At 72.7% G+C, this 19482-nt stretch carries 14 protein-coding genes, 1 pseudogene and 2 riboswitches; of the genes and pseudogenes, 6 read left to right on the forward strand and 9 right to left on the reverse strand.

All coding sequences use genetic code 11. The annotated features are described in order from the left end of the window. Positions 1-103: 103 nt before the first annotated feature. A complete protein-coding gene (locus tag AB0J67_RS07115; protein ID WP_363477308.1) occupies positions 104-469 on the reverse strand; it encodes an alanine racemase in 366 nt (121 codons plus the stop codon). A 106-nt stretch (positions 470-575) separates the two neighbouring features. On the opposite strand from AB0J67_RS07115, the gene AB0J67_RS07120 reads away from it, so the two are divergent. The 3 genes from AB0J67_RS07120 (at position 576) to AB0J67_RS07130 (ending at position 4627) form a co-directional block, all read left to right on the forward strand. Then, positions 576-1232, forward strand: a complete 657-nt coding sequence (locus tag AB0J67_RS07120; protein WP_363477488.1) for a response regulator transcription factor — start codon at positions 576-578, stop codon at positions 1230-1232. Beyond that, complete coding sequence (locus AB0J67_RS07125; protein WP_363477310.1) at positions 1232-2446, forward strand: ATP-binding protein; 1215 nt, start codon at positions 1232-1234, stop codon at positions 2444-2446. Before AB0J67_RS07120 ends, AB0J67_RS07125 begins: the two co-directional genes overlap by 1 nt. A gap of 84 nt (positions 2447-2530) precedes the next feature. Then, positions 2531-4627: a diguanylate cyclase gene (locus tag AB0J67_RS07130; protein ID WP_363477315.1), complete on the forward strand. Its 2097-nt coding sequence runs from the start codon at positions 2531-2533 to the stop codon at positions 4625-4627. On the opposite strand, the gene AB0J67_RS07135 is transcribed toward AB0J67_RS07130, so the two are convergent. Then, on the reverse strand, positions 4605-5333 hold the full coding sequence (locus AB0J67_RS07135; protein WP_363477318.1) for a glucose 1-dehydrogenase: 729 nt from the start codon (positions 5331-5333) through the stop codon (positions 4605-4607). The two genes, AB0J67_RS07130 and AB0J67_RS07135, sit on opposite strands and share 23 nt — an antisense overlap. Positions 5334-5549: 216 nt before the next feature. Between AB0J67_RS07135 and AB0J67_RS07140 the strand changes: the two genes are divergently transcribed. After that, positions 5550-6242, forward strand: coding sequence for a hypothetical protein (locus AB0J67_RS07140; protein WP_363477321.1), 693 nt, complete (start codon positions 5550-5552; stop codon positions 6240-6242). 49 nt (positions 6243-6291) lie between these two features. On the opposite strand, the gene cydB is transcribed toward AB0J67_RS07140, so the two are convergent. Both cydB and AB0J67_RS07150 read right to left on the reverse strand, forming a co-directional pair. Beyond that, a complete protein-coding gene (gene cydB, locus AB0J67_RS07145; RefSeq protein ID WP_363477324.1) occupies positions 6292-7362 on the reverse strand; it encodes a cytochrome d ubiquinol oxidase subunit II in 1071 nt (356 codons plus the stop codon). A gap of 11 nt (positions 7363-7373) precedes the next feature. Then, on the reverse strand, positions 7374-8792 hold the full coding sequence (locus AB0J67_RS07150) for a cytochrome ubiquinol oxidase subunit I (RefSeq protein WP_363477328.1): 1419 nt from the start codon (positions 8790-8792) through the stop codon (positions 7374-7376). 107 nt (positions 8793-8899) lie between these two features. Between AB0J67_RS07150 and AB0J67_RS07155 the strand changes: the two genes are divergently transcribed. Further along, positions 8900-9670, forward strand: coding sequence for a lysophospholipid acyltransferase family protein (locus AB0J67_RS07155; RefSeq protein WP_363477331.1), 771 nt, complete (start codon positions 8900-8902; stop codon positions 9668-9670). Position 9671: 1 nt separating this feature from the next. On the opposite strand, the pseudogene AB0J67_RS07160 reads toward AB0J67_RS07155, so the two are convergent. Further along, positions 9672-10052: pseudogene (locus tag AB0J67_RS07160) on the reverse strand (NUDIX domain-containing protein); the annotation flags it as partial. 69 nt (positions 10053-10121) lie between these two features. Next, complete coding sequence (locus AB0J67_RS07165; RefSeq protein ID WP_363477334.1) at positions 10122-10508, reverse strand: DUF2784 domain-containing protein; 387 nt, start codon at positions 10506-10508, stop codon at positions 10122-10124. Between the two features lie 38 nt (positions 10509-10546). Then, positions 10547-10666, forward strand: a riboswitch (cobalamin riboswitch). An 80-nt stretch (positions 10667-10746) separates the two neighbouring features. On the opposite strand from AB0J67_RS07165, the gene cobN reads away from it, so the two are divergent. Continuing rightward, a complete protein-coding gene (cobN, locus tag AB0J67_RS07170) occupies positions 10747-14397 on the forward strand; it encodes a cobaltochelatase subunit CobN (RefSeq protein ID WP_363477337.1) in 3651 nt (1216 codons plus the stop codon). A gap of 84 nt (positions 14398-14481) precedes the next feature. Here the strand turns inward: cobN and AB0J67_RS07175 are convergent, their stop codons facing one another. The 3 genes from AB0J67_RS07175 to AB0J67_RS07185 form a co-directional block, all read right to left on the reverse strand. Further along, positions 14482-15399: a GNAT family N-acetyltransferase gene (locus AB0J67_RS07175; RefSeq protein WP_363477340.1), complete on the reverse strand. Its 918-nt coding sequence runs from the start codon at positions 15397-15399 to the stop codon at positions 14482-14484. An 83-nt stretch (positions 15400-15482) separates the two neighbouring features. After that, a complete protein-coding gene (locus AB0J67_RS07180; RefSeq protein ID WP_363477491.1) occupies positions 15483-17381 on the reverse strand; it encodes a M14 family zinc carboxypeptidase in 1899 nt (632 codons plus the stop codon). Positions 17382-17525: 144 nt separating this feature from the next. Then, the gene (locus tag AB0J67_RS07185; RefSeq protein ID WP_363477343.1) at positions 17526-18965 is read right to left on the reverse strand and encodes a trypsin-like serine protease; all 1440 of its coding nucleotides are present in this window, start codon (positions 18963-18965) and stop codon (positions 17526-17528) included. Positions 18966-19239: 274 nt separating this feature from the next. Next, positions 19240-19397, forward strand: a riboswitch (cobalamin riboswitch). The last annotated feature ends 85 nt before the right edge of the window (positions 19398-19482 follow it).

The following is a 19482-nucleotide window of genomic DNA, read 5'->3' on the forward strand; positions in this document are numbered from 1 at the left end:
CGAAGGCCTGTCCAAGAAAGAGATCATCCGCTGCCTGAAACGCTACCTGGCCCGCGAGATCTACCAGATCATCACCGCTGAACACCCTTATGGATGCCAAGCCTCAGCGGCTTGACATCCATAAGAGCATCCCCCCGGAGAAGGCATGGAGCTGGTCGACGGTGTTGACGGAGATGTCGATCCCGGCGGCGGCCAGCGCGGCGTAGTCGGTGTACGGGCCGTGCAGCCAGCTCAGCACCGGCGCGGTGATCCCCGCCTCGCGCAGGGCGAGGGCCTCGGCGGCGGTGGCCACGCCGAGCCAGGTGGCGCCGCCGGCGAGCGCGGCCATGGCCGCCGGCACCGCGCCGTGGCCGAACCCGTCCGCCTTCACCACGGCCATCACCGCCGCGGTCGTGGCGCCGGCGATCAGCTCGACGTTGCCGGTGACCGCGGCGAGGTCGACGACCGCCTCCGCCAGCTCCCTTGTCACGCTGGGTAGCCAACAGGAGGGGGTGTGAGCGTACCGAGAGCGAATTCACTAACGCCCTGCTAACACGGCGTGTGCATACTTGCGTGCGGTCGAGGAGGTGGCGCAGGTGCGGGTCCTGGTGGTCGAGGACGAGGAACTGATGGCCGAAGCGGTCGCCGAGGGGCTGCGACAGGAGGCGTTCGCCGTGGACGTGGCGTACGACGGGGCGGCGGCGCTGGAGAAGCTCGCGGTCAACGCGTACGACGTGCTGATCCTCGACCGGGACCTGCCCCGGGTGCACGGCGACGAGGTGTGCCGGCAGGTCGTGGCGCAGGGCATGGACGTGCGGGTGCTGATGCTGACGGTGTCGGTGACGGTCGCCGAGCGGGTCGCCGGGCTGAGCCTGGGCGCCGACGACTACCTGCCCAAGCCGTTCGCGTTCGCCGAGCTGGTGGCCCGGGTGCGCGCGCTGGGGCGCCGGGCCCGGCCCGCCGCGCCGCCGGTGCTGGAGCGTGCCGGCATCCGGCTCGACCCGAACCACCGGGAGACCTACCGCGACGGCCGCTACGTGAGCCTGTCCCGGCGGGAGTTCGCGGTGCTGGAGGAGCTGCTGCGGGCCGAGGGCGCGGTGGTGAGCGCCGAGACGCTGCTGGAGAAGGTCTGGGACGAGCACATGGACCCGTTCAGCACGATCGTCCGGGTCACCATCAGCGGCCTGCGCCGCAAGCTGGGCGAGCCGCAGCCGATCGAGACGGTCACCGCCGTCGGCTACCGGATCCGCTGATGTGGCTCTGGAGCGGCAACCTGCGGGTCCGGCTGACCGTGGTGTTCAGCCTGCTGTTCGCGCTGGCGGGCGGGGGTGTGCTGATGGGCACGCTGATCCTGGTCGACAACGCCATGGACTACAGCCTGAACATCCTGCTGGCCGACCGGTACACCAGCCTCAAACCGTACGACTACGAGGGCGCGTCGCAGCTGGCGAGTTCCGCGTACGCCTCCAAGCAGGCGATCCTGGACTCGATGCACGCCAACCTGCTGTTCAAGGGCGGGCTGACGCTGCTGGCGATGTGGGTGGCGGTGACCGCGGCGGGCTGGTTCGTCTCGGGCCGGCTGCTGCGGCCGCTGAGCATGATCACGGCGACGGCGCACCGGATCGCGGGCCGCACCCTGCACCGGCGCATCGACCTGGACGCGCCGCCGGGTGAGGTGAAGAGCCTGGCCGACTCGTTCGACAGCATGCTGGACCGGCTCGACGAGGCGTTCGCGGGCCAGGGGCGGTTCATCGCGAACGCCGCCCACGAGCTGAAGACGCCGATCGCGCTGAACCGCACGCTGGTCGAGGTCGCGATGGGCCGCCCGGACAGCCCGCCGGAGGTCCGGCAGCTGGGGGAGAACCTGCTCGCGGTCAACCTGCGCCACGAGCGGCTCATCGACGCGCTGCTGACGCTGGCGCGGGCCGAGGACGCGGTGACCGAGCGACGCCCGGTGGACGTGGCCGAACTGGCCGCCGTCGCGGTCGCCTCGACCGAGTCCCTGGCCGCCCGGCACGAGGTGCAGGTCGTCCGGGAGCTGTCCGCGGCGCCCGTGGTCGCCGACCCGATCCTGCTGGAGCAGCTGATCCGCAACCTGGTCGACAATGCGGTGCGCTACAACGAGCCGGGCGGCTGGGTGCGGGTGCAGACCGTGGCCAAGCCCCGCCACGCCGAGGTCGTGGTGAGCAACACCGGTGCGGTGATCTCGGCGTACGAGGTGCCGGCGCTGTTCGAGCCGTTCCGGCGGCTGACCGACCGGGTCGGCTCGTCGCGCGGCAGCGGGCTGGGCCTGTCCATCGTGCGGGCGGTGGCGCAGGCGCACGGCGGCGACGCGCTGGCCGTGCCCCGGCCGGGCGGCGGGCTGGTCGTCCGGGTGATCCTGCCGCGCACGCTGTCAGCGCACGCCGGCCGCGGTCCAGCGGCTGCGGCTGTCCCGACGGGCACCACCGGCGCCGACCCTCTGTGACAGACTTTTAGCTGAAAGTAGTCACAACGCCACCCGGGGGTCATCACGGCCGCGAGTGAGGGTGCACGCGGGACGCGCGTCGGCTTGGACCGGGCCCAGGCGACGGTGATCGTCGTGGGCGTGGCGTGGCTGTCGCTCTACGCCACGCTGCTCAGCTACAGCCGGGACATGCCGGAGCTCGCCCGGTTCGTGGGCGAGGTGCTCTACCTCGTGCCGATCATCGCCTGCGTGTGCCTGGGCGTGCGCGCCGCCACCCGCACCAGCGGGCGGGTGCGGGTCGCGTGGCGCCTGCTGGTGGTGTCCAACGCGCTGTGGCTGCTGGGCGAGGTGATCTGGGCCGTCTACTCGTACACCTCACCCGCCGGGCCGCCGGTGCCGTCGGCGGCCGACGCGGCCTATCTCGCCTCGTACGCCGTCGCGCTGCCGGCCATCGTGGTCGGCCTGGGCCTGGGCGTCGTGGGCAGGGGGCAGGGCCTGCTCGACGCGCTGCTGGTGGCGGCCGGGGCGGGCGCGATCGGCTGGCAGATGATCATCGCGCCGCTGGTGCCGCACGACTGGACCGCCGCCGCGCTGGTGACCTTCCTGTATCCGGTGTTCTCGGTGAGCGTTGTCAGCATCCTGGTCGCCGTGATGCTGAGCGGCTCGCAGTACGTGCCCCGCTCGATGATCATCGTGGGTGCGGCGTTCGGCCTGGCCGCGATCACCGACGGGACCTACGCCTACCTCACCGCGGTCCGCGAGTACGAGAGCTGGAGCTGGGTCAACCTCGGCTGGCAGATCGAGGCGGTGCTGCTGTGCCTGGCGGCCGTCACCGCGGCCCGGCGCCGGGAGGGCGACGAGGCGGGCGTGCCCGACCCGGACCTCACCTTCCTGCCCGCCGTGGTGGCGGTGCTGGCCGTGGGCGGGCTCGCCCTGGCCGACCTGCTCCTGGTCGGCCGGCTCAGCGAGGTCACCCTCGCCGTGATCATGCTGTTGCTGCTGGGACTGCTGGTGCGCCAGGTCGTCGCCACCCGCGACCGGACCCGGCTGACCCAGCGGCTGCGCACCGCCGCCATCACCGACCCGCTGACCGGGCTGCACAACCGGCGGTTCTTCGAGGAGATGCTCGACCTCGAGGCCGACCGGGCGGTGCGCCGGTCCGCCCCGCTGAGCCTGGTGCTGATCGACCTCGACCACTTCAAGGAGATCAACGACACGTACGGCCACTCGACCGGCGACGCCGTGCTGACCGAGGTCGCCCAGCGGCTGCGCCGCTCGTTCCGGGCCGGCGACCTGCTGTGCCGCTACGGCGGCGAGGAGTTCCTCTGCCTGCTGCCCGGCACCGGCGGCCGCGACGCGCTGGACCTGGCCGAGCGGGTCCGCCAGGGGCTGTGCGGCACCCCGGTGAGCGTGCTCGGCAGCGAGGACCGCATTTCGCTGACCGCGTCGCTGGGCGTGGCCACGGCCGAGCCCGGCAGCGGCCGGGCCGACATCGACCGGCTCATCAACGACGCGGACCAGGCCGTCTACCGGGCCAAGGCGCTCGGCCGCGACCGCGTCGTGGGCTCCGGCCGCTACGCCGCCCCCGAGCTCGACAACGCGCTGCCCCTGCCGCCGCCGCTGGTCTGGCTGGCGGACCGGGTCGACCGCGCGGTGGGTGAGCGCGAGCACAGCGCGGCGGTGGCCCGCTGGGCGCTGCGGACCGCGGCCCGGCTGGGGCTCGACGACGCGGCGCAGCGCCGGACCGCCGCCGCGGCGCGGGTGCACGACATCGGCCGGATCGCCACGGTCGCCCGGCCCGGCGGCCCCGGTCCGCACGACGGTGACCGCGGCCACCCGGAGGAGGGCGCGCGGCTGCTCGCCGAGCTGGCCGACCTGCCAGAGCTGGCCCCGCTGGTCGCGGCGCACCACGAGTGGTACGACGGGTCGGGCTTCCCGCGGGGCAGCGCGGGCGGCGACATCCCGATCGAGGCGCGGATCATCGCGGTGTGCGACGCGTGGGCGCGGCTGCGCAACGCCGCGCTGGCCGTCGGCGAGCCCGCGGTGGCCGGTTCGCGCGAGGAGCTGCTGGCGGGGCGGGGCAGCCGGTTCGACCCGGCGGTCGTCGACGCGTTCCTGGAGCTCGTCGCGGAGGGCGTGGTCGACGAGCCCGCGCCGCTGCCGCTGGGGCGGCCGGTGGTCAGCGGCCGCCGGACACCTTGAGCGTGGCGCCGGTGGTGTACGACGCCTCGTCCGACAGCAGCCAGACGATCGCGCCGGCGACCTCCTCGGGCTGCCCGGAGCGGCCGAGCGGCGCCGTCGGGCCGAGCCGGTCGGCGCGGCCGGGCTCGCCGCTGCCGGCGTGGAATCCGGTGTGGATGACGCCGGGCGAGACCGTGTTCACCCGGATCCCGGCCGGGCCCAGCTCCTTGGACAGGCCGACGGTGAGCGTCTCCACCGCGGCCTTCGACGCGGCGTAGTGGACGTACTCCCCGGGGCTGCCCAGCGTCGCGGCGACCGAGGAGACGTTGACGATCGCGCCGCCGGGGCCGAGGCGCCGGGCCGCCTCCTGCGCGCACAGGAACGCGCCGACCACGTTGACGTCGACCACGCGGCGCAGGTCCGCTTCGGACAGCTCGGTGAACGGGCCGATCGGGCTGCTCACCGCCGCGTTGTTGACCAGGCCGGTGGGCGTGCCGAGCTCGGCCTGCGTCCGGTCGAACAGCTCGCGGACCTGGGCGCCGTCGGACACGTCGACGCGCACCGTGATGGCGCGGCGGCCCGCGGCCCGCACCTCGGCGGCGACGCGCTCGGCGGCCTCGGCGTCGGAGCCGTAGCCAATGGCCACGTCATGGCCCGCCGCGGCGAGCTTTCGGCTGGTGGCGGCGCCGATGCCACGGCCGCCGCCGGTCACGATCACGATCCCCATGCCGCCATTAGACCAACGGTCGCGGTCCGTGGCACTGTCACCGCCGACACACCCGATGCGCGAATCTCCGCCGTGCTGCGAAGATGTCCCTCATTTCCGCATGGTGTCGGCGCCCGGCTGTCGGACGGCTCTGATAGAACATGCGTATCAAACATGTGTTCGGCGAGGGTGTATGCGGTGGCCGTGCTGCCGCTGCTGGAGAGTGGGAGCGCGGTTATGGCGGGACTGTCGACTCAGGAGTTGACGCAAATCCAGGAGACGCTCGCGTCCGGCAAGCGGCCCAAGGTCATGTTCACCGAGGCGGCGGGCCAGATCGCGGGCCAGCTGGGCCAGGTCGTGCAGCTCGACGACCCGGCCAGCCACGACGAGTGGATCCTGGTCAAGTTCGGCAGCGACGTGCTGCCGTTCGCGCCGGGTGACCTGTCGATCCCGCCCAAGGGCCACTCCGTCCGCAAGCCGGCGCCCGAGCCGGTCCCGGAGCCGGTCGCGCCGCCCGAGCCCGAGTTCATGATCATCCGTGAGAAGCCCGTACGTCAGGAGCGATCCGTGTCCGAAAACCCCGAGGTGCCCGCAGAGGTGTCCGCCGTGGCGCCCGCCCCCCGCAAGCCCGCGGCCAAGGGCCCGAAGGTCAAGCCGCCGGCCGGGCTCACCGTGACGCTGGCCTACACCGAGGGCGAGTGGACCGTCGGGGCGGTGCAGGGCACCAAGGCGCTGGCCAAGCCTTATGTCATCAAGGCGCAGGAGGCGCTGAAGATGGTGTCGATGCTGGACGTGCCCGGGGTGCAGGAGGCGGTGGAGCAGATCCTGTCCGCCGAGCGCGCCGAGGCCGAGGCCCACGCCGAGAAGCTGCGCGCCGAGCTGGCCGAGCTGGAGGCCAAGCTCGCCGAGCTGGGCGCCGCGGGCGCCTGAGCCGTCGCCCGGCGGCGGCGCACCGGCTCGGTGCGCCGCCGTCGGCGGGTCAGCCGGCCGCGCCCCGCTCGGCCGCCGGGGACGGCAGCTGCGCGGCCTCGTCCGGGATGTGTTGCGTGCCGATCCGCCTGCGGAAGACCCAGTAGGTCCAGCCCTGGTAGAGCAGCACCAGCGGGGTGAAGACCAGCGCCACCCAGGTCATGATCTTCAGGGTGTACGGCGTCGACGACGCGTTCGCCACCGTCAGGCTGTTGGTCGTCGGGTCGACGGTCGACGGCAGCACGAACGGGTAGAGGTCGGCGAACAGCGACGCCACGGCCAGCGCGATCGCCGCGGCGGTGCCCGTGAACGCCCAGCCCTCGCGACGGCCCTGCGGGTCGGTGCGCGACGGCAGCCGGTTCGCGATGAGCGCGCCGACCAGGCACAGCGCGGCGAGCACGGCCAGGATCAGCGCGGCGGTGGTGGCCCGCCGGGCCAGGGTCAGCCCGAGGAACAGCGCCGCGGCGACCACCGCGGCGATGCCCAGGCGTTCGGCGAGCCGGTTGGCCCGGTGCCGGATGTCGCCGGCCGTCTTGAGCGCGATGAAGACCGCCCCGTGGGTGAGGAACAGCGCCAGCGTGGTCAGGCCGCCGAGCAGGGCGTACGGGTTGAGCAGGGTGAAGAACCCGCCGATGTGGTCGTGGTCGGCGTTCAGTGGCACGCCGCGCACGATGTTGGCGAACGCGACCCCCCACAGCACCGCCGGGACGGCCGAGCCGAACACGATGCACCAGTCCCAGCGCCGCTTCCAGGTCGGGTCGGGCCGCTTGCCCCGATACTCGAACGCCACCCCGCGCAGGATCAGCGCCAGCAGGATCAGCAGCAGCGGCAGGTAGAAGCCGGAGAACAGGCTGGCGTACCACTCCGGGAACGCGGCGAACATCGCGCCGCCCGCCGTGATCAGCCAGACCTCGTTGCCGTCCCACACCGGGCCGATGGTGTTGATCATCACGCGGCGTTCCCGCTCGCCACGGCCGAGCACGGGCAGCAGCATGCCGACGCCGAAGTCGAAGCCCTCCAGCACGAAGTAGCCGATGAACAGCAGCGCGATCAGCAGGAACCACAGGGTCGACAGCTCCATGGCGGCGTCTCCTAGTACGCGAAGGCCAGCGGGCGGTCCTCGTCGGACTCGGCGGGCGGCGGCGGGGACACGTCGGGCAGCCCGGCGCGGGCGTAGTGCAGCAGCAGCCCGACCTCGACGACGGCGAGCGCGCCGTAGAGCAGGGTGTACACGGTCAGCGAGGTGATCACGTCGCCGGAGGAGACCGCCGGTGAGGCGGCCACGGCGGTCTTCAGCCGGCTGAACACGATCCAGGGCTGGCGGCCCATCTCGGTGAAGATCCACCCGAACGAGTTCGCGGCCAGCGGCAGCAGCGGCAGGGCGATCATGCCCCACATCAGGAACCGGGTGCCGCGCCGCTCGGGCGCGGGCGAGCGGCCCTTGCGGATCGACCACAGCGCCCACAGGGCCAGCAGCGCCGCCAGCACCCCGGCACCGATCATCAGCCGGAACGTCCAGTAGGTGATCGGGATGTTGGGCGTGTAGACGCCGGGGCCGAACCGCTCGACGTACTGGGCCTGCAGGTCGTTGATGCCCTCGACGCGGCCGTCGAGGGAGCCGGTGGCCAGGAACGACAGCACGCCGGGCACGTCCAGGGACCAGACGGGGCGGCTGCCGTCGAGGGTGCCGATGGTGAACAGGGAGAACGGCGCGGGCTGCTCGGTGCCGTAGAGCGCCTCGGCGGCGGCCATCTTCATCGGCTGCACCTCGGTCATGATCTTGCCTTGGATGTCGCCGGTCACCAGCAGGGCGCCCATCGAGACCAGCGTCGTCCAGGAGCCCAGCCTGACCGCGGCCCGGAACGCGTCGGTGTCCTTGCCCGGCCGCCGCACCAGGTGCCACATGGCCACGGCGGCGACCAGGGCGCCCGCGGTGAGGAAGGCGCCCGCGATCGTGTGCGGGATCGTGATCAGGGCGACCTTGTTGGTCAGCACCGCCATGAAGTCGGTGAGCTCGGCCCGGCCCTTCTCAGGGTTGAACCGATAGCCGACCGGGTGCTGCATCCAGGAGTTCGCGACCAGGATGAACGCGGCGCTCAGCACGGTGCCGACGGCCACGATCCAGATGCAGGCCAGGTGGATCCGCTTGGGCAGCCGGTCCCAGCCGAAGATCCACAGGCCCAGGAAGGTCGACTCCAGGAAGAACGCGAGCAGCGCCTCCATGGCCAGCGGCGCGCCGAAGACGTCGCCGACGAAGCGCGAGTACACGCTCCAGTTCATGCCGAACTGGAACTCCTGCACGATGCCGGTGACCACGCCCATCGCGAAGTTGATCAGAAGCAGCTTGCCGTAGAACTTGGTCAGCTTCAGCCACTTCTCGTGGCCGGTGCGCATCCAGGCGGTCTGGAACCCGGCGACGAGGAACGACAGCCCGATCGTGATCGGCACGAACAGGAAGTGGTAGACGGTCGTGATGCCGAACTGCCAGCGGGCCAGTTCCGTCGCGTCCATGCCGAGGCCTCCCCACGCGCGCGCATCGATACCCCTTTTGGCGACCATACGCAGGTCAGGGGGTGGCGGTAGGGGACTTCGGGCACCTCGTGGCAGGATCTTCGACCGTGAGCCCCTCGCCGTCCTGGACCCCGCCGCCGCTGCTGCGGTTCGCGCAGTTGCTCGCCGAAGGGGTGTCCCGGCTGCTGACGCGGCTGGAGGTCACCGGTGACCTGCCCGCCGAGCTGCGCCGCGGGCCGGTGATCCTCGCGGCCAACCATCTCAGCCCGTTCGACCCCGTCGCGGTGGCGGCGGCGTTCCGGCGGCTCGGGGTGCACCCGCGGATCATGGCCAACGCGGGGCTGTTCCGCACCCCGGTGATCGGGCCGCTGATGCGCGCCCAGGGCCACATCCAGGTCGACCGGGGCGAGCCGACCGCCGGCAACGCCGTGACCGACAGCGTCGCCGCGCTGGCCGAGGGCTCCCCGCTGATGATCTACCCGGAGGGGCGCATCGGCCTCGACCCGGCGATGTGGCCCGAGCGCGGGCGCACCGGCGTCGGCCGGCTCGTGCTGGCCACCGGTGCCCCGGTCGTCCCGATCGCGATCTGGGGCAGCCACGAGGTGCTCCCGTACGCCGCGCCGACCGGCATGTGGCCGGTGATCTGGCGCAACCTGCGCCGCAAGCCGAAGGTCCGGGTGCACGTCGGGGCGCCCGTCGACCTGTCCGGCGTCGACCGGGACCGCACCGGCGCCGCGCAGCGCATCGCCGACCGCATCATCGACGCCATCGACGCCGCACTTTCCCCGCAACCCCAGCGAGCGTGTCGACGGCCAGGCGCAGGCTACGGCGGATCCAGGGCGGCAGGTCCGGGTCGGCGTCGGCTTCGGCGAAGGTGAGGTGCAGGACCTCGGCGACCTCGTCCGGCGCGGCCGGGTGCGGCTCGGCACCGGCGGGCAGCTCGGCCGCGAAGACCACGTTGACGACCGGGTCGCCGTCGTCGCTGGTGAACAGGGTGCTCTCCACGTACGCCAGGGGGACGCCGGTCAGGTCGACGCCGATCTCCTCGGCGACCTCGCGGCGGCCGGTCTGCTCCAGGACGTCGGCCGCGGCCGGGCCGCCGCCGTGGTCGACCTTGCCGCCGACGCCGGACAGCAGCCCGGCGGCGTGCGCCTCCCGCTCGCTGCGCCGGATCAGCACCCAGCGGCCGTCGCGGTGCAGGAAGACCTCGACGTTGACCACGAACGCGGGTCGCCCGCCCGGGGTGAGGCATTCGATCACGCAGGGGACTCTACGGACGTTCCGGGCCGCCTGCTGTCCCCGGCTGACGCCGCGTGGGCGGTCCGGGTGTCAGCCCTGGTCCGGAGTGCCTGCGCCGGCGAACCGCCCGCGGCGGCGGCGCAGGAGCAGGCCGAGCCAGGAGGTGAGCACCAGCGCCCCGGCCAGCGCCTGGAGCTGCACGGTGTAGCGCTCGGGGTAGACCACGCCGGTCAGGTAGGTGTCGATGAAGCCGCGGCTCAGGCCCTGCTCGCCCGCTCCGCGGCGCGCCCAGTCCTCTACGTACGTGAGCGGGCACTCCAGGCCGAAGACGATCGTGGCGAAACCCCAGCCGGCGGCGGCCAGGTGCGGCCAGATCAGCCACGGCCGCCACCAGGCGAGGAAGCCGCCGGTGACCACGTACGCGAGGAAGGCGAAGTGCACCGCCATGGTGACTTCGGCGAGCGCCTGGAAGGCCATGCTCCATTATCTGCCGCTAGGATCGCCGTGGCGGCAGGGAGGAACTCGGTGCAAGCCCGAGACGGTCCCGCCACTGTGACCGGGGAGCCCGTCCCCACCCCATCGGCCACCGCAAGGGAAGGCCGGGGCCGGGCGTCGATCCGGGAGTCAGGAGACTCCGGCCGCCCGGAACGCGGCACGCCGTGTTCCGCATCGACTCTGCTACCGGGGCGCGGACCCCGACAGGAGGAATGCGGTCATGACGGCTGCTCACGGCCTGCTGCTGTCCACAGCGGACACCGAACTGCTCGCCGCCCGCGCCTGCGGCGCGGCCTGGCGCATCGCCAACCCCGCGCGGCTCGCCGTGAGCGACCTCCCCGAGCTGCTGCGGGACGTGGACTTCGTGGTGGTACGCCTGCTCGGCGGCCGCCGCACCTGGCCGGACGGGCTCGACGCGCTGCTCGCCGCGGGGGTGCCGGTGGTCGCGCTCGGCGGCGAGGCGGTGCCCGACGCGGCGTTGCAGGCGGAGTCGACGGTGCCCGCCGGGGTGGCCGGCGAGGCGCTGGCCTACCTGGTCGAGGGCGGCGCGGACAACCTGCGCGAGCTGCACCGTTTCCTGTCGGACACGCTGCTGATGACCGGTGAGGGCTTCGCGCCGCCGGTTCGCATGCCGGAGTACGGCGTGCGCCCCGGCCCGGACCCGGATCCGGCACGGCCGACCGTCGGGATCGTCTACTACCGGGCGCACGAGCTGGCCGGCAACACCGCGTTCGTGGACACGCTGGCCGGGGCGGTGCGCGACGCGGGCGCGAACGCGCTGGCGGTGTACTGCGGCTCGCTGCGCGGCGTGCCGGACGGGCTGCGCGACACGCTGCGCGGCTGCGACGCGCTGATCGTGACGGTGCTGGCCGCGGGCGGCACCACGCCCGCCGACGCGTCCGGCGGCGGCGACGACGAGGCGTGGTCGGTGGCGGCGCTGGCCGAGCTGGACGTGCCGGTGCTGCAGGCGCTGTGCCTGACCTCGTCGCAGGCCGCGTGGCAGGACTCCGACGCGGCGCTGAGCCCGATGGACGCGGCGATGCAGGTGGCGATCCCGGAGTTCGACGGCCGGCTGATCACGGTGCCGTTCTCGTTCAAGGAGCCCGGCCCGGACGGCATCGGCGTCTACGCCGCCGACCCCGAGCGGGCCCGCCGCGTCGCCGGGATCGCCTGCCGGTACGCCCGGCTGCGGCGCGTCCCGAACGGACGGAAGAAGCTCGCGATCGTGCTGTCCAGCTACCCGACGCGGCACTCGCGGGTCGGCAACGCGGTCGGCCTGGACACCCCGGCCAGCGCCGTGGTGCTGCTGCGGGCGCTGCGCGAAGCGGGCTACGACCTGGGCGAGGGCTTCCCCGAGGACGGCGACGCGCTGATCCACACGCTGATCGCGGCGGGCGGGCACGACGTGGAGTGGCTGACCGAGGAGCAGCTCGCCGCCGCCCCGGCGCGGGTGCCGCTGCGCGAGCACGTCCGGTGGCTGGACGCGCTCGACCCGCAGCTGCGCGCGGGCATCGTCGGGGCATGGGGCGAGCCGCCGGGCGAGCTGTACGTCGACGGCGACGAGATCGTGCTGGCCGCGCTGCGATTCGGCAACGTGCTGCTGATGATCCAGCCGCCGCGCGGCTTCGGGGAGAACCCGGTCGCCATCTACCACGACCCGGACCTGGCGCCGAGCCATCATTACCTGGCCGCGTACCGGTGGCTCGACGAGAGCTTCGGCGCCGACGCGGTGGTGCACCTGGGCAAGCACGGCACGCTGGAGTGGCTGCCCGGCAAGGGGCTGGGCCTGTCGCGCGGGTGCGCGCCGGACGCGGTGCTCGGCGACCTGCCGCTGGTGTACCCGTTCATCGTCAACGACCCGGGCGAGGGCACCCAGGCCAAGCGGCGCGGCCACGCGACGATCGTGGACCACCTGGTGCCGCCGATGGCCCGCGCCGAGACGTACGGCGAGCTGGCCAAGCTGGAGCAGCTGCTCGACGAGTACGCCACCGTGCAGGCCCTCGACCCGGCGAAGCTGCCCGCCGTGCGCGCCCAGATCTGGACCCTGATCCAGGCCGCGCAGCTGCACCACGACCTGCACCAGGCGGACATGCCCGGTGCGGACGACTTCGACGACTTCATCCTGCACGTCGACGGCTACCTGTGCGAGATCAAGGACTCGCAGATCCGCGACGGCCTGCACGTGCTCGGCGGCGCGCCGCAGGGTGAGGCGCGGGTCAACCTGGTGCTCGCGGTGCTGCGGGCCAGCCAGGTCTGGGGCGGGGTGCGCGGTGCGCTGCCGGGGCTGCGGGCGGCGCTGTGCCACCGGTACGGCCTGGACGAGCGGGCGCTGCTGGCCGCGCCCGGCGCGGCCGTCGCCGTGCCGCCGGATCTGACCGACGTGGTCGACGGCCCGGCCCGCACCGGCGCGGACGCGGTGGACCTGATCGAGGCCGTGGCCCGGCGGCTCGTCGTCGGCAACGAGACGCTGGGCTGGGAGCCGTCCAAGGTCCCGGCCGTGGTCGCCGAGGTGCTCGGCGGGCCCGACGCCGCGGTGGAGGCGGTGCTGGCGTTCGCGGCGACCGAGGTGGTGCCCCGGCTGGACGCCACGGTGGACGAGGTGACCGCGGTGCTGCGCGCGCTCGACGGGCGCTACATCCCGGCCGGGCCGTCCGGCTCGCCGACCCGCGGCCTGGTCAACGTGCTGCCGACGGGGCGCAACTTCTACTCGGTGGACCCGAAGGCGATCCCGTCGCGCAATGCCTGGGACGTCGGCGTGGCGCTGGCCGACTCGCTGCTGGCCCGGCACCGCGAGGAGACGGGCGAGTGGCCGCGTACGGTCGGGCTGACCGTGTGGGGCACCTCGGCGATGCGCACCCAGGGCGACGACATCGCCGAGGTGCTGGCGCTGCTGGGCTGCCGCCCGACCTGGGACGACGCCTCGCGGCGGGTCACCGGGTTCGAGGTGGTGCCACTGGCGGAGCTGGGGCGGCCGCGGGTGGACGTGACGGTGCGCATCTCCGGGTTCTTCCGCGACGCGTTCCCGCACGTGGTGACGCTGATCGACGACGCGGTGCGGGCGGTCGCGGCGCTGGCCGAGCCCGACGGGGACAACTTCCTGGCCGCGCATGCCCGCGCCGACGAGGCCGAGCACGGCGACCGCCGCCGGGCCACCACCCGCGTCTTCGGCTCCAAGCCGGGGGCGTACGGCGCGGGCCTGCTCCCGCTGATCGACGCCCGCAACTGGCGCGACGAGCAGGACCTGGCCGAGGTGTACGCGGTCTGGGGCGGCTACGCCTACGGCCGCGACCTCGACGGGCGGGCCGCCCGCGACGACCTGGCGCGCGTCTACCGCCGGATCAGCGTAGCGGCGAAGAACGTGGACACCCGCGAGCACGACATCGTCGACGCCGACGACTACTTCCAGTACCACGGCGGAATGATCGCCATGGTGCGCGCGCTGACCGGGGCGTCCCCGACGGCCGTGATCGGCGACTCGCACCTGCCCGACAGCGTGCAGACGCGCACCCTGGCCGAGGAGACCAAACGCGTGTTCCGGGCCCGGGTGGTCAACCCGCGCTGGATCGCCGCGATGATGCGCCACGGCTACAAGGGCGCGTTCGAGCTGGCCGCGACCGTCGACTACCTGTTCGGATACGACGCCACCGCCGGGGTCGTGGACGACTGGATGTACGAGAAGCTGGCCGCGGCGTACGTCTTCGACGAGCAGGTGCGCGAGTTCCTGGAACGGTCGAACCCGTGGGCGCTGCGCGGCATCAGCGAGCGCCTGCTGGAGGCCGCCGAGCGCGGCCTGTGGTCCGCCCCGGATCCGGCCACCCTGGACGCGCTGCGCGAGGCGTACCTCGCCGCCGAGGGCGACCTCGAAGGCTGATCGCCATGCGGTTTCAGGGAAAGTGCGCGCATCGCCTGCGGTATTCGTGCACTTTCCCCGAAACTGCGGGCAGTCGGTGCGGGCTCAGGCGCCGAGGGTCTTGAGGTAGGAGTACTCGCTGGCGAAGGGCTGGTAGCCGAGCCAGTCGTTCACCGCGATCATCGGTGCGTTGGTGTAGTCGTTGCAGGTGATCGCGGTGTGGATGCCGCGCTCGGCGGCCTTGCGCAGGGCCGCCGCCTTGGCGATCTTCGCCAGGCCGCGGCCACGGTACTCCCGCAGCGTGAACGTGCCCGTGGAGATGCCCTTGCCCAGCTCCCGGTTGGCTTCCAGGAAGGTGCCGCAGGCGGCGACGCCGTCCACCATGACCACGGTGCCCACGTCGAGCTGCTGGTCCGGGCTCTCCCAGTAGCGCGCCAGCCACAGGTCGTACGGGATGCCGTCGAAGGACATGTCACCCGGCTCGTCGATCGAGGCGGCCTGGTCCAGGTCGTAGACGGTCTTCGGCCCGGCCTCGGCCAGGCTGCACACGGTGACGCCGGCCGGCAGCGCGGGCATGGGCGGCAGCTGCGCCGTGTCGAGCCGCGCGTAGCGGTCGTGCGCGCCCTGGGTGTAGCCCTGAGCCTGCGCCCAGCGCACCGACGCCGCGTCGTCGCCCGCGAAGGCGCGCACCCGGCGGGCGCCGATGGCCCGCAGGTGCTCCTCCAGCCGCTGGTAGACGGCGGTGCCGGCCCCGCTGCCGCGGTGGTCCGGGTGCACCACCGTCTCGACGTAGGCGGCGCCCGGCTCGGATGTCGTGATGTTGAAACCTCCGGCGGAGAACCCCACCGGCTCCCCGTCACGCAGCGCCAGCAGGCGGAGCAGCCGGGCCTCGGGTCGGGCGGTGCGCCACCACAGCTCCTGCTGGGCCACGCTGGCGATGAACCAGGGGAAGGCGGCGTACCGGATGCGCGCCATGGCCGGCACGTCGTCGAAGGCGGCCTCACGGATCTCGATGTCGCTCACGCACCCTGTCTAACAGGCGCGGCAAGCGATTTACCGGTGGCGCCCGCGCCGTTGCGGGCGCCACCGGCGGCTTCTCGGGACGCCTAGAGGGTCAGCGTCCAGGTGTTGACGTAGCCGACGTCACCGGAGGCGGCGTCCTGCACGCGCAGCCGCCAGGTGCCGTTGGCCGCCTCGCCGGACAGGTTCACCGTGAACGTCTGGTCCACGTTGTCGGCGCTGCCGCCCGAGCGGTTGAGCAGCGTGTACGCGCTGCCGTCCGGCGCGAGCAGCGAGACCACCAGGTCGCCGCGGTACGTGTGCACGATGTGCACCTCGGCCGTGGACGTCGCCGACGCGTTGCGGTTGCAGCCGCTGATCGTGATGTTGCTGTAGACCGTGGCGTTGTCGCTGATCGTCACGTCGTTCGGGTTCGTGCCGGTGCAGCCGGGCGCTCCGTTCACGGTGAGCGTGTAGGTCGCGGTGCGGGTGGCGCCGGTGCCCGTGCCGGTCACCGTGACCGGGTACGTGCCCGCCGGGGTCGACGCGCTCGTGCTGATCGTCAGGGTGGACGAGCCGCCCGTGGTGACCGAGGCCGGGCTGAACGACGCGGTCGCGCCGGCGGGCAGGCCGCTCGCCGAGAAGGTCACGGTCTGCGCGCTGCCGGCGGTGAGGGCGGTGGCGATGGTCGAGGTCGCCGCGCTGCCCGGGTTCACCGAGCCGCTCGCCGGGGTGGCCGTGACGGAGAAGTCGTTGGCCGCCGCGCAGTACTGCGCCTGCTTGCCGATGGCCCGGAACGGGCAGTCGGCGTACTCGGCGAGGATCAGCACGGCCGTCTTGTTGCGCGAGGTCTGCGCCGCGATGACCTCGTCCGGCGGGTAGAAGCCGGGGCTGGACGAGCGCGGGTACATCTCGAACGTGTACGTCCACACCCGCTGGTCGCCCCAGAGCCAGTCGGTGATGTCGCCGTCGGTGACGTACAGGTCGCTGCCCTGCTCGGCGGTGTAGGAGTTGGTCGCGGCCATCTGAGCGCCGATGTTGGCGAACGTGTTGCGCTCGTCGAGGGTCATGCCGGGGTTGACGGTGTCGGCGGTGGTGTACCCGAACGGCCACAGGATCAGCTCGCCGTGGGTGTGGAAGTCGATGTTGGCCTTGATCTGCTGCACCCCGCCGACCCGCCGGGACAGCACGAAGTCGCGCAGCACCCGTGCCTCCGGCGTGGAGAACGCCGACGGCCCGCGGTAGGTCTCGCTGGACGGCGTGCCCGACGAGCCGCCGCAGCAGCCCCACTTGTAGCCGAAGTTGCGGTTGATGTCGGTGCCGATCGCCGACGAGCCCGAGTTGGGCTGGCGGTTCTTGCGCCAGGAGCGGTAGGAGCCGGTGGCGATGTCGTACTCGCCGCCGTCGGGGTTGAGGTCCGGGACGATCCAGATCTCGCGCGAGTCGACCACGGCGCGCACGCGGCTGTCCGTGGCGTAGCCGTCGGTGAACAGGTTGGCCAGGTAGAGGGCCATCTCGACGGTCAGGTGCTCGCGCGCGTGCAGGTGCGCGTTGATGAGGAACTCGGGCTCGTTCTCGTCGGTCGCCACGTTGTCGGAGATCTTCAGGGCGACGATGTCGCGGCCCTCGTACGACGTCCCGATGACGGACCGGCGGACCAGCGTCGGGTGGTCCGCGACGATCTGGTTGAGCTCGGCATTCATCTCGGCGTAGTTGTGGTAACCGGAGTCGGTCGACGGGAAGTCGAGCGTGGTGATCCCGTCCGGCGCGGCCTGCGCCGGCGCGGGCAGGGCCTCCAGGGTGAAGCCGAGGCGGCGGATCCGGGCCGCCTCGGTGCCGGTCGCGGTGATGTAGATCTTGCCGTGCTCGACGAGGTCGATCGCCGCTCCGGTGCGGGCGACGGCGTCGCGGTCGGCCCACGTCTTCGGGCCGACGACGCGGTACTGGGCGGATGCGGCGGCGCCGTCGTCGGCGGGCACGCCGCCGGCCGGTGCGGCCAGCGTCAGCGCGGCACCGGTGGCCAGCGCGGTGAGGATGAGCGCGAGTCTGCGCACGGGGAACCCTCCTGGGGTCGTGGGGGCGCGAGGTGGTGGCGAGCGGCCCGGCTCCGCGGGTGGCGGAGCCGGGCCAGGTCGTGCCGTCGGAGGGTGCTACAGGGTGAGCGTCCAGGAGTTGAGGTAGCCGGTGTCGATCGACGCCAGGTCGCGTACGCGCAGGCGCCAGGTGCCGTTCTTGACCTCGCCGGACAGGTTCACCGTGTAGATCGTGTCGATGTTGTCGGTGCTGCTGCCGGTGCGGTTGTGCAGGTTGTACACCGAACCGTCCGGCGCGACGAGGTCCACCACCAGGTCACCCTTGTAGGTGTGCACGATGTGGACCTCGACCTTCGAGGTCGACGACGCGTTGCCCGTGCAGCCGGAGACGGTGATGTTGCTGTACACCCCGGTGGTGTTGTTGTCGGGGATACTCACGTCGGTGCCGTTGGTGATCGCGGCGCAGCCGCCGACCGGGTTGACCGTCCAGGTGAACGACGCGGTGCCGGTCTTGCTCGCGCTGTCGGTCGCGGTGACGGTGACGGTGTAGGTGCCCGCGGTGGTCGGCGTGCCGGTGATCTGGCCGGTCGACGAGCTGATCGACGTGCCGGCCGGCAGGCCGGTCGCCGACCAGGAGTACGGCGCGGTGCCGCCGGACGCGCTGCTGTTCAGGGTGACCGCGGTGCCGACCACGGTGGACTGGTTGCCGGGGCCGGTGACCGAGACGCCGCCCGGTGCCCCGCCCAGGGATACGGCCGCGTTGTAGATGTCGTTGGCGAAGTAGCGCACCTCGGTGTAGACGCCCGGCTTCTGCGGCTGGGCGCAACCGATGCCCCAGCTCACGATGCCGACCTGGATCCACTCGTTGGACGCGTTCTTCTTGACCATCGGGCCGCCGGAGTCACCCTGGCAGGTGTCGACGCCGCCGGAACTCCAGATGCCCGCGCAGATCTCCTCGTTGAAGATCAGCCCGGCGTAGCTGCCGCCCGCGCTCTGGCACTGCGTGTCGGTGATGAACGGGACCTTCGCCTTGAGCAGGTAGCGCTGCTGCCCGCCGCCCTGCGTGGCCGCGCCCCAGCCCATCACGTCGAACTCGCCGCTGTGCAGCGAGGTGTCGGTGGCGATCTTCAGCAGCGGGGCCGTGGTGATCGGGCTGGACAGGCGGACCAGCGCCCAGTCCTTGCCGTCGCCGTTGTAGCCGGGCGCGCGGTAGACGTAGTTGGAGGTGCGGGTGGTCCGGCTCGGACTCTGCAGGTCGACCACGCCCCAGGTGGCGGTGATCGAGGTGTTGTTGCCGGTGGCGCCGACGCAGTGCGCCGCGGTGAGCACCAGGCTCGGGGTGTACATCGCGCCGCCGCAGCCCATGGACAGCCGCACCATCCACGGGAACTCGCCCTGCGCGGCCGGGGTGCCGCCCACGACGAGGTCCGGGCCGTCGATGACGTCGGGGTCGGTCGGCGCGGCCTGCGCCGGGCCGGTGGCCGCGGCCATGGCGATCAGGGCGCCGGCGAGCGCCGTCGCGCCCACACGCAGCGCCGCTCGGAGTGAGTGCCTCACAGGATCCTCCCAAGGTCCACCCGGCGCCGAGCGCTTCTGACGCCGGACCGCCGGAGAGTTTCCCTGGAAGCTAGCGGAAGGCAGTGATATATAGCAATATCGAAGTTGATTGTTACGACGTGATGTCGTGCCGGGCCGCGCGAGCCAGGGGGCGGGCCCGGCGCGGCCTCACGTGGGCAGGGCCGCCCGGTGAGCGATGACACAGCACACCGGACGGGCGACCCGCTTTGACGCGGAGCCGCTCTTCCGACACGATGACCGGTGAGCGGCAGTGGAGGAACCCGGTGCGAGTCCGGGGCGGTCCCGCCACTGTCACCGGGGAGCGACCCCTCCCGACGCTCGCGCCGCCACCGGCGCGCCGCGTCGTCCCCAGGTCACGGCCGCGAGGCTGGAAGGCCGAGGGGGAGCGCCGATCCGGGAGCCAGGACACTCCGGCCGCTCCCGGCGACGCCGACGGCGTCGGCGGATCACCGGTGTTCGCGGGCGAGGAAACCCGCGGAGAGGATTCGCGCATGGG

It is taken from the genome of Catellatospora sp. NPDC049609 (genome assembly GCF_040675365.1).
Lineage (GTDB): Bacteria > Actinomycetota > Actinomycetes > Mycobacteriales > Micromonosporaceae > Catellatospora.

Excerpts from the sequence above, each read along its gene's own strand:
- AB0J67_RS07125 (WP_363477310.1), top strand. The coding sequence starts at position 1,232 with ATGTGGCTCTGGAGCGGCAACCTGCGGGTCCGGCTGACCGTGGTGTTC.
- AB0J67_RS07135 (WP_363477318.1), bottom strand. The coding sequence starts at position 5,333 with ATGGGGATCGTGATCGTGACCGGCGGCGGCCGTGGCATCGGCGCCGCC.
- AB0J67_RS07140 (WP_363477321.1), top strand. The coding sequence starts at position 5,550 with ATGGCGGGACTGTCGACTCAGGAGTTGACGCAAATCCAGGAGACGCTC.
- cydB (WP_363477324.1), bottom strand. The coding sequence starts at position 7,362 with ATGGAGCTGTCGACCCTGTGGTTCCTGCTGATCGCGCTGCTGTTCATC.
- AB0J67_RS07150 (WP_363477328.1), bottom strand. The coding sequence starts at position 8,792 with ATGGACGCGACGGAACTGGCCCGCTGGCAGTTCGGCATCACGACCGTC.
- AB0J67_RS07165 (WP_363477334.1), bottom strand. The coding sequence starts at position 10,508 with ATGGCCTTCCAGGCGCTCGCCGAAGTCACCATGGCGGTGCACTTCGCC.
- cobN (WP_363477337.1), top strand. The coding sequence starts at position 10,747 with ATGACGGCTGCTCACGGCCTGCTGCTGTCCACAGCGGACACCGAACTG.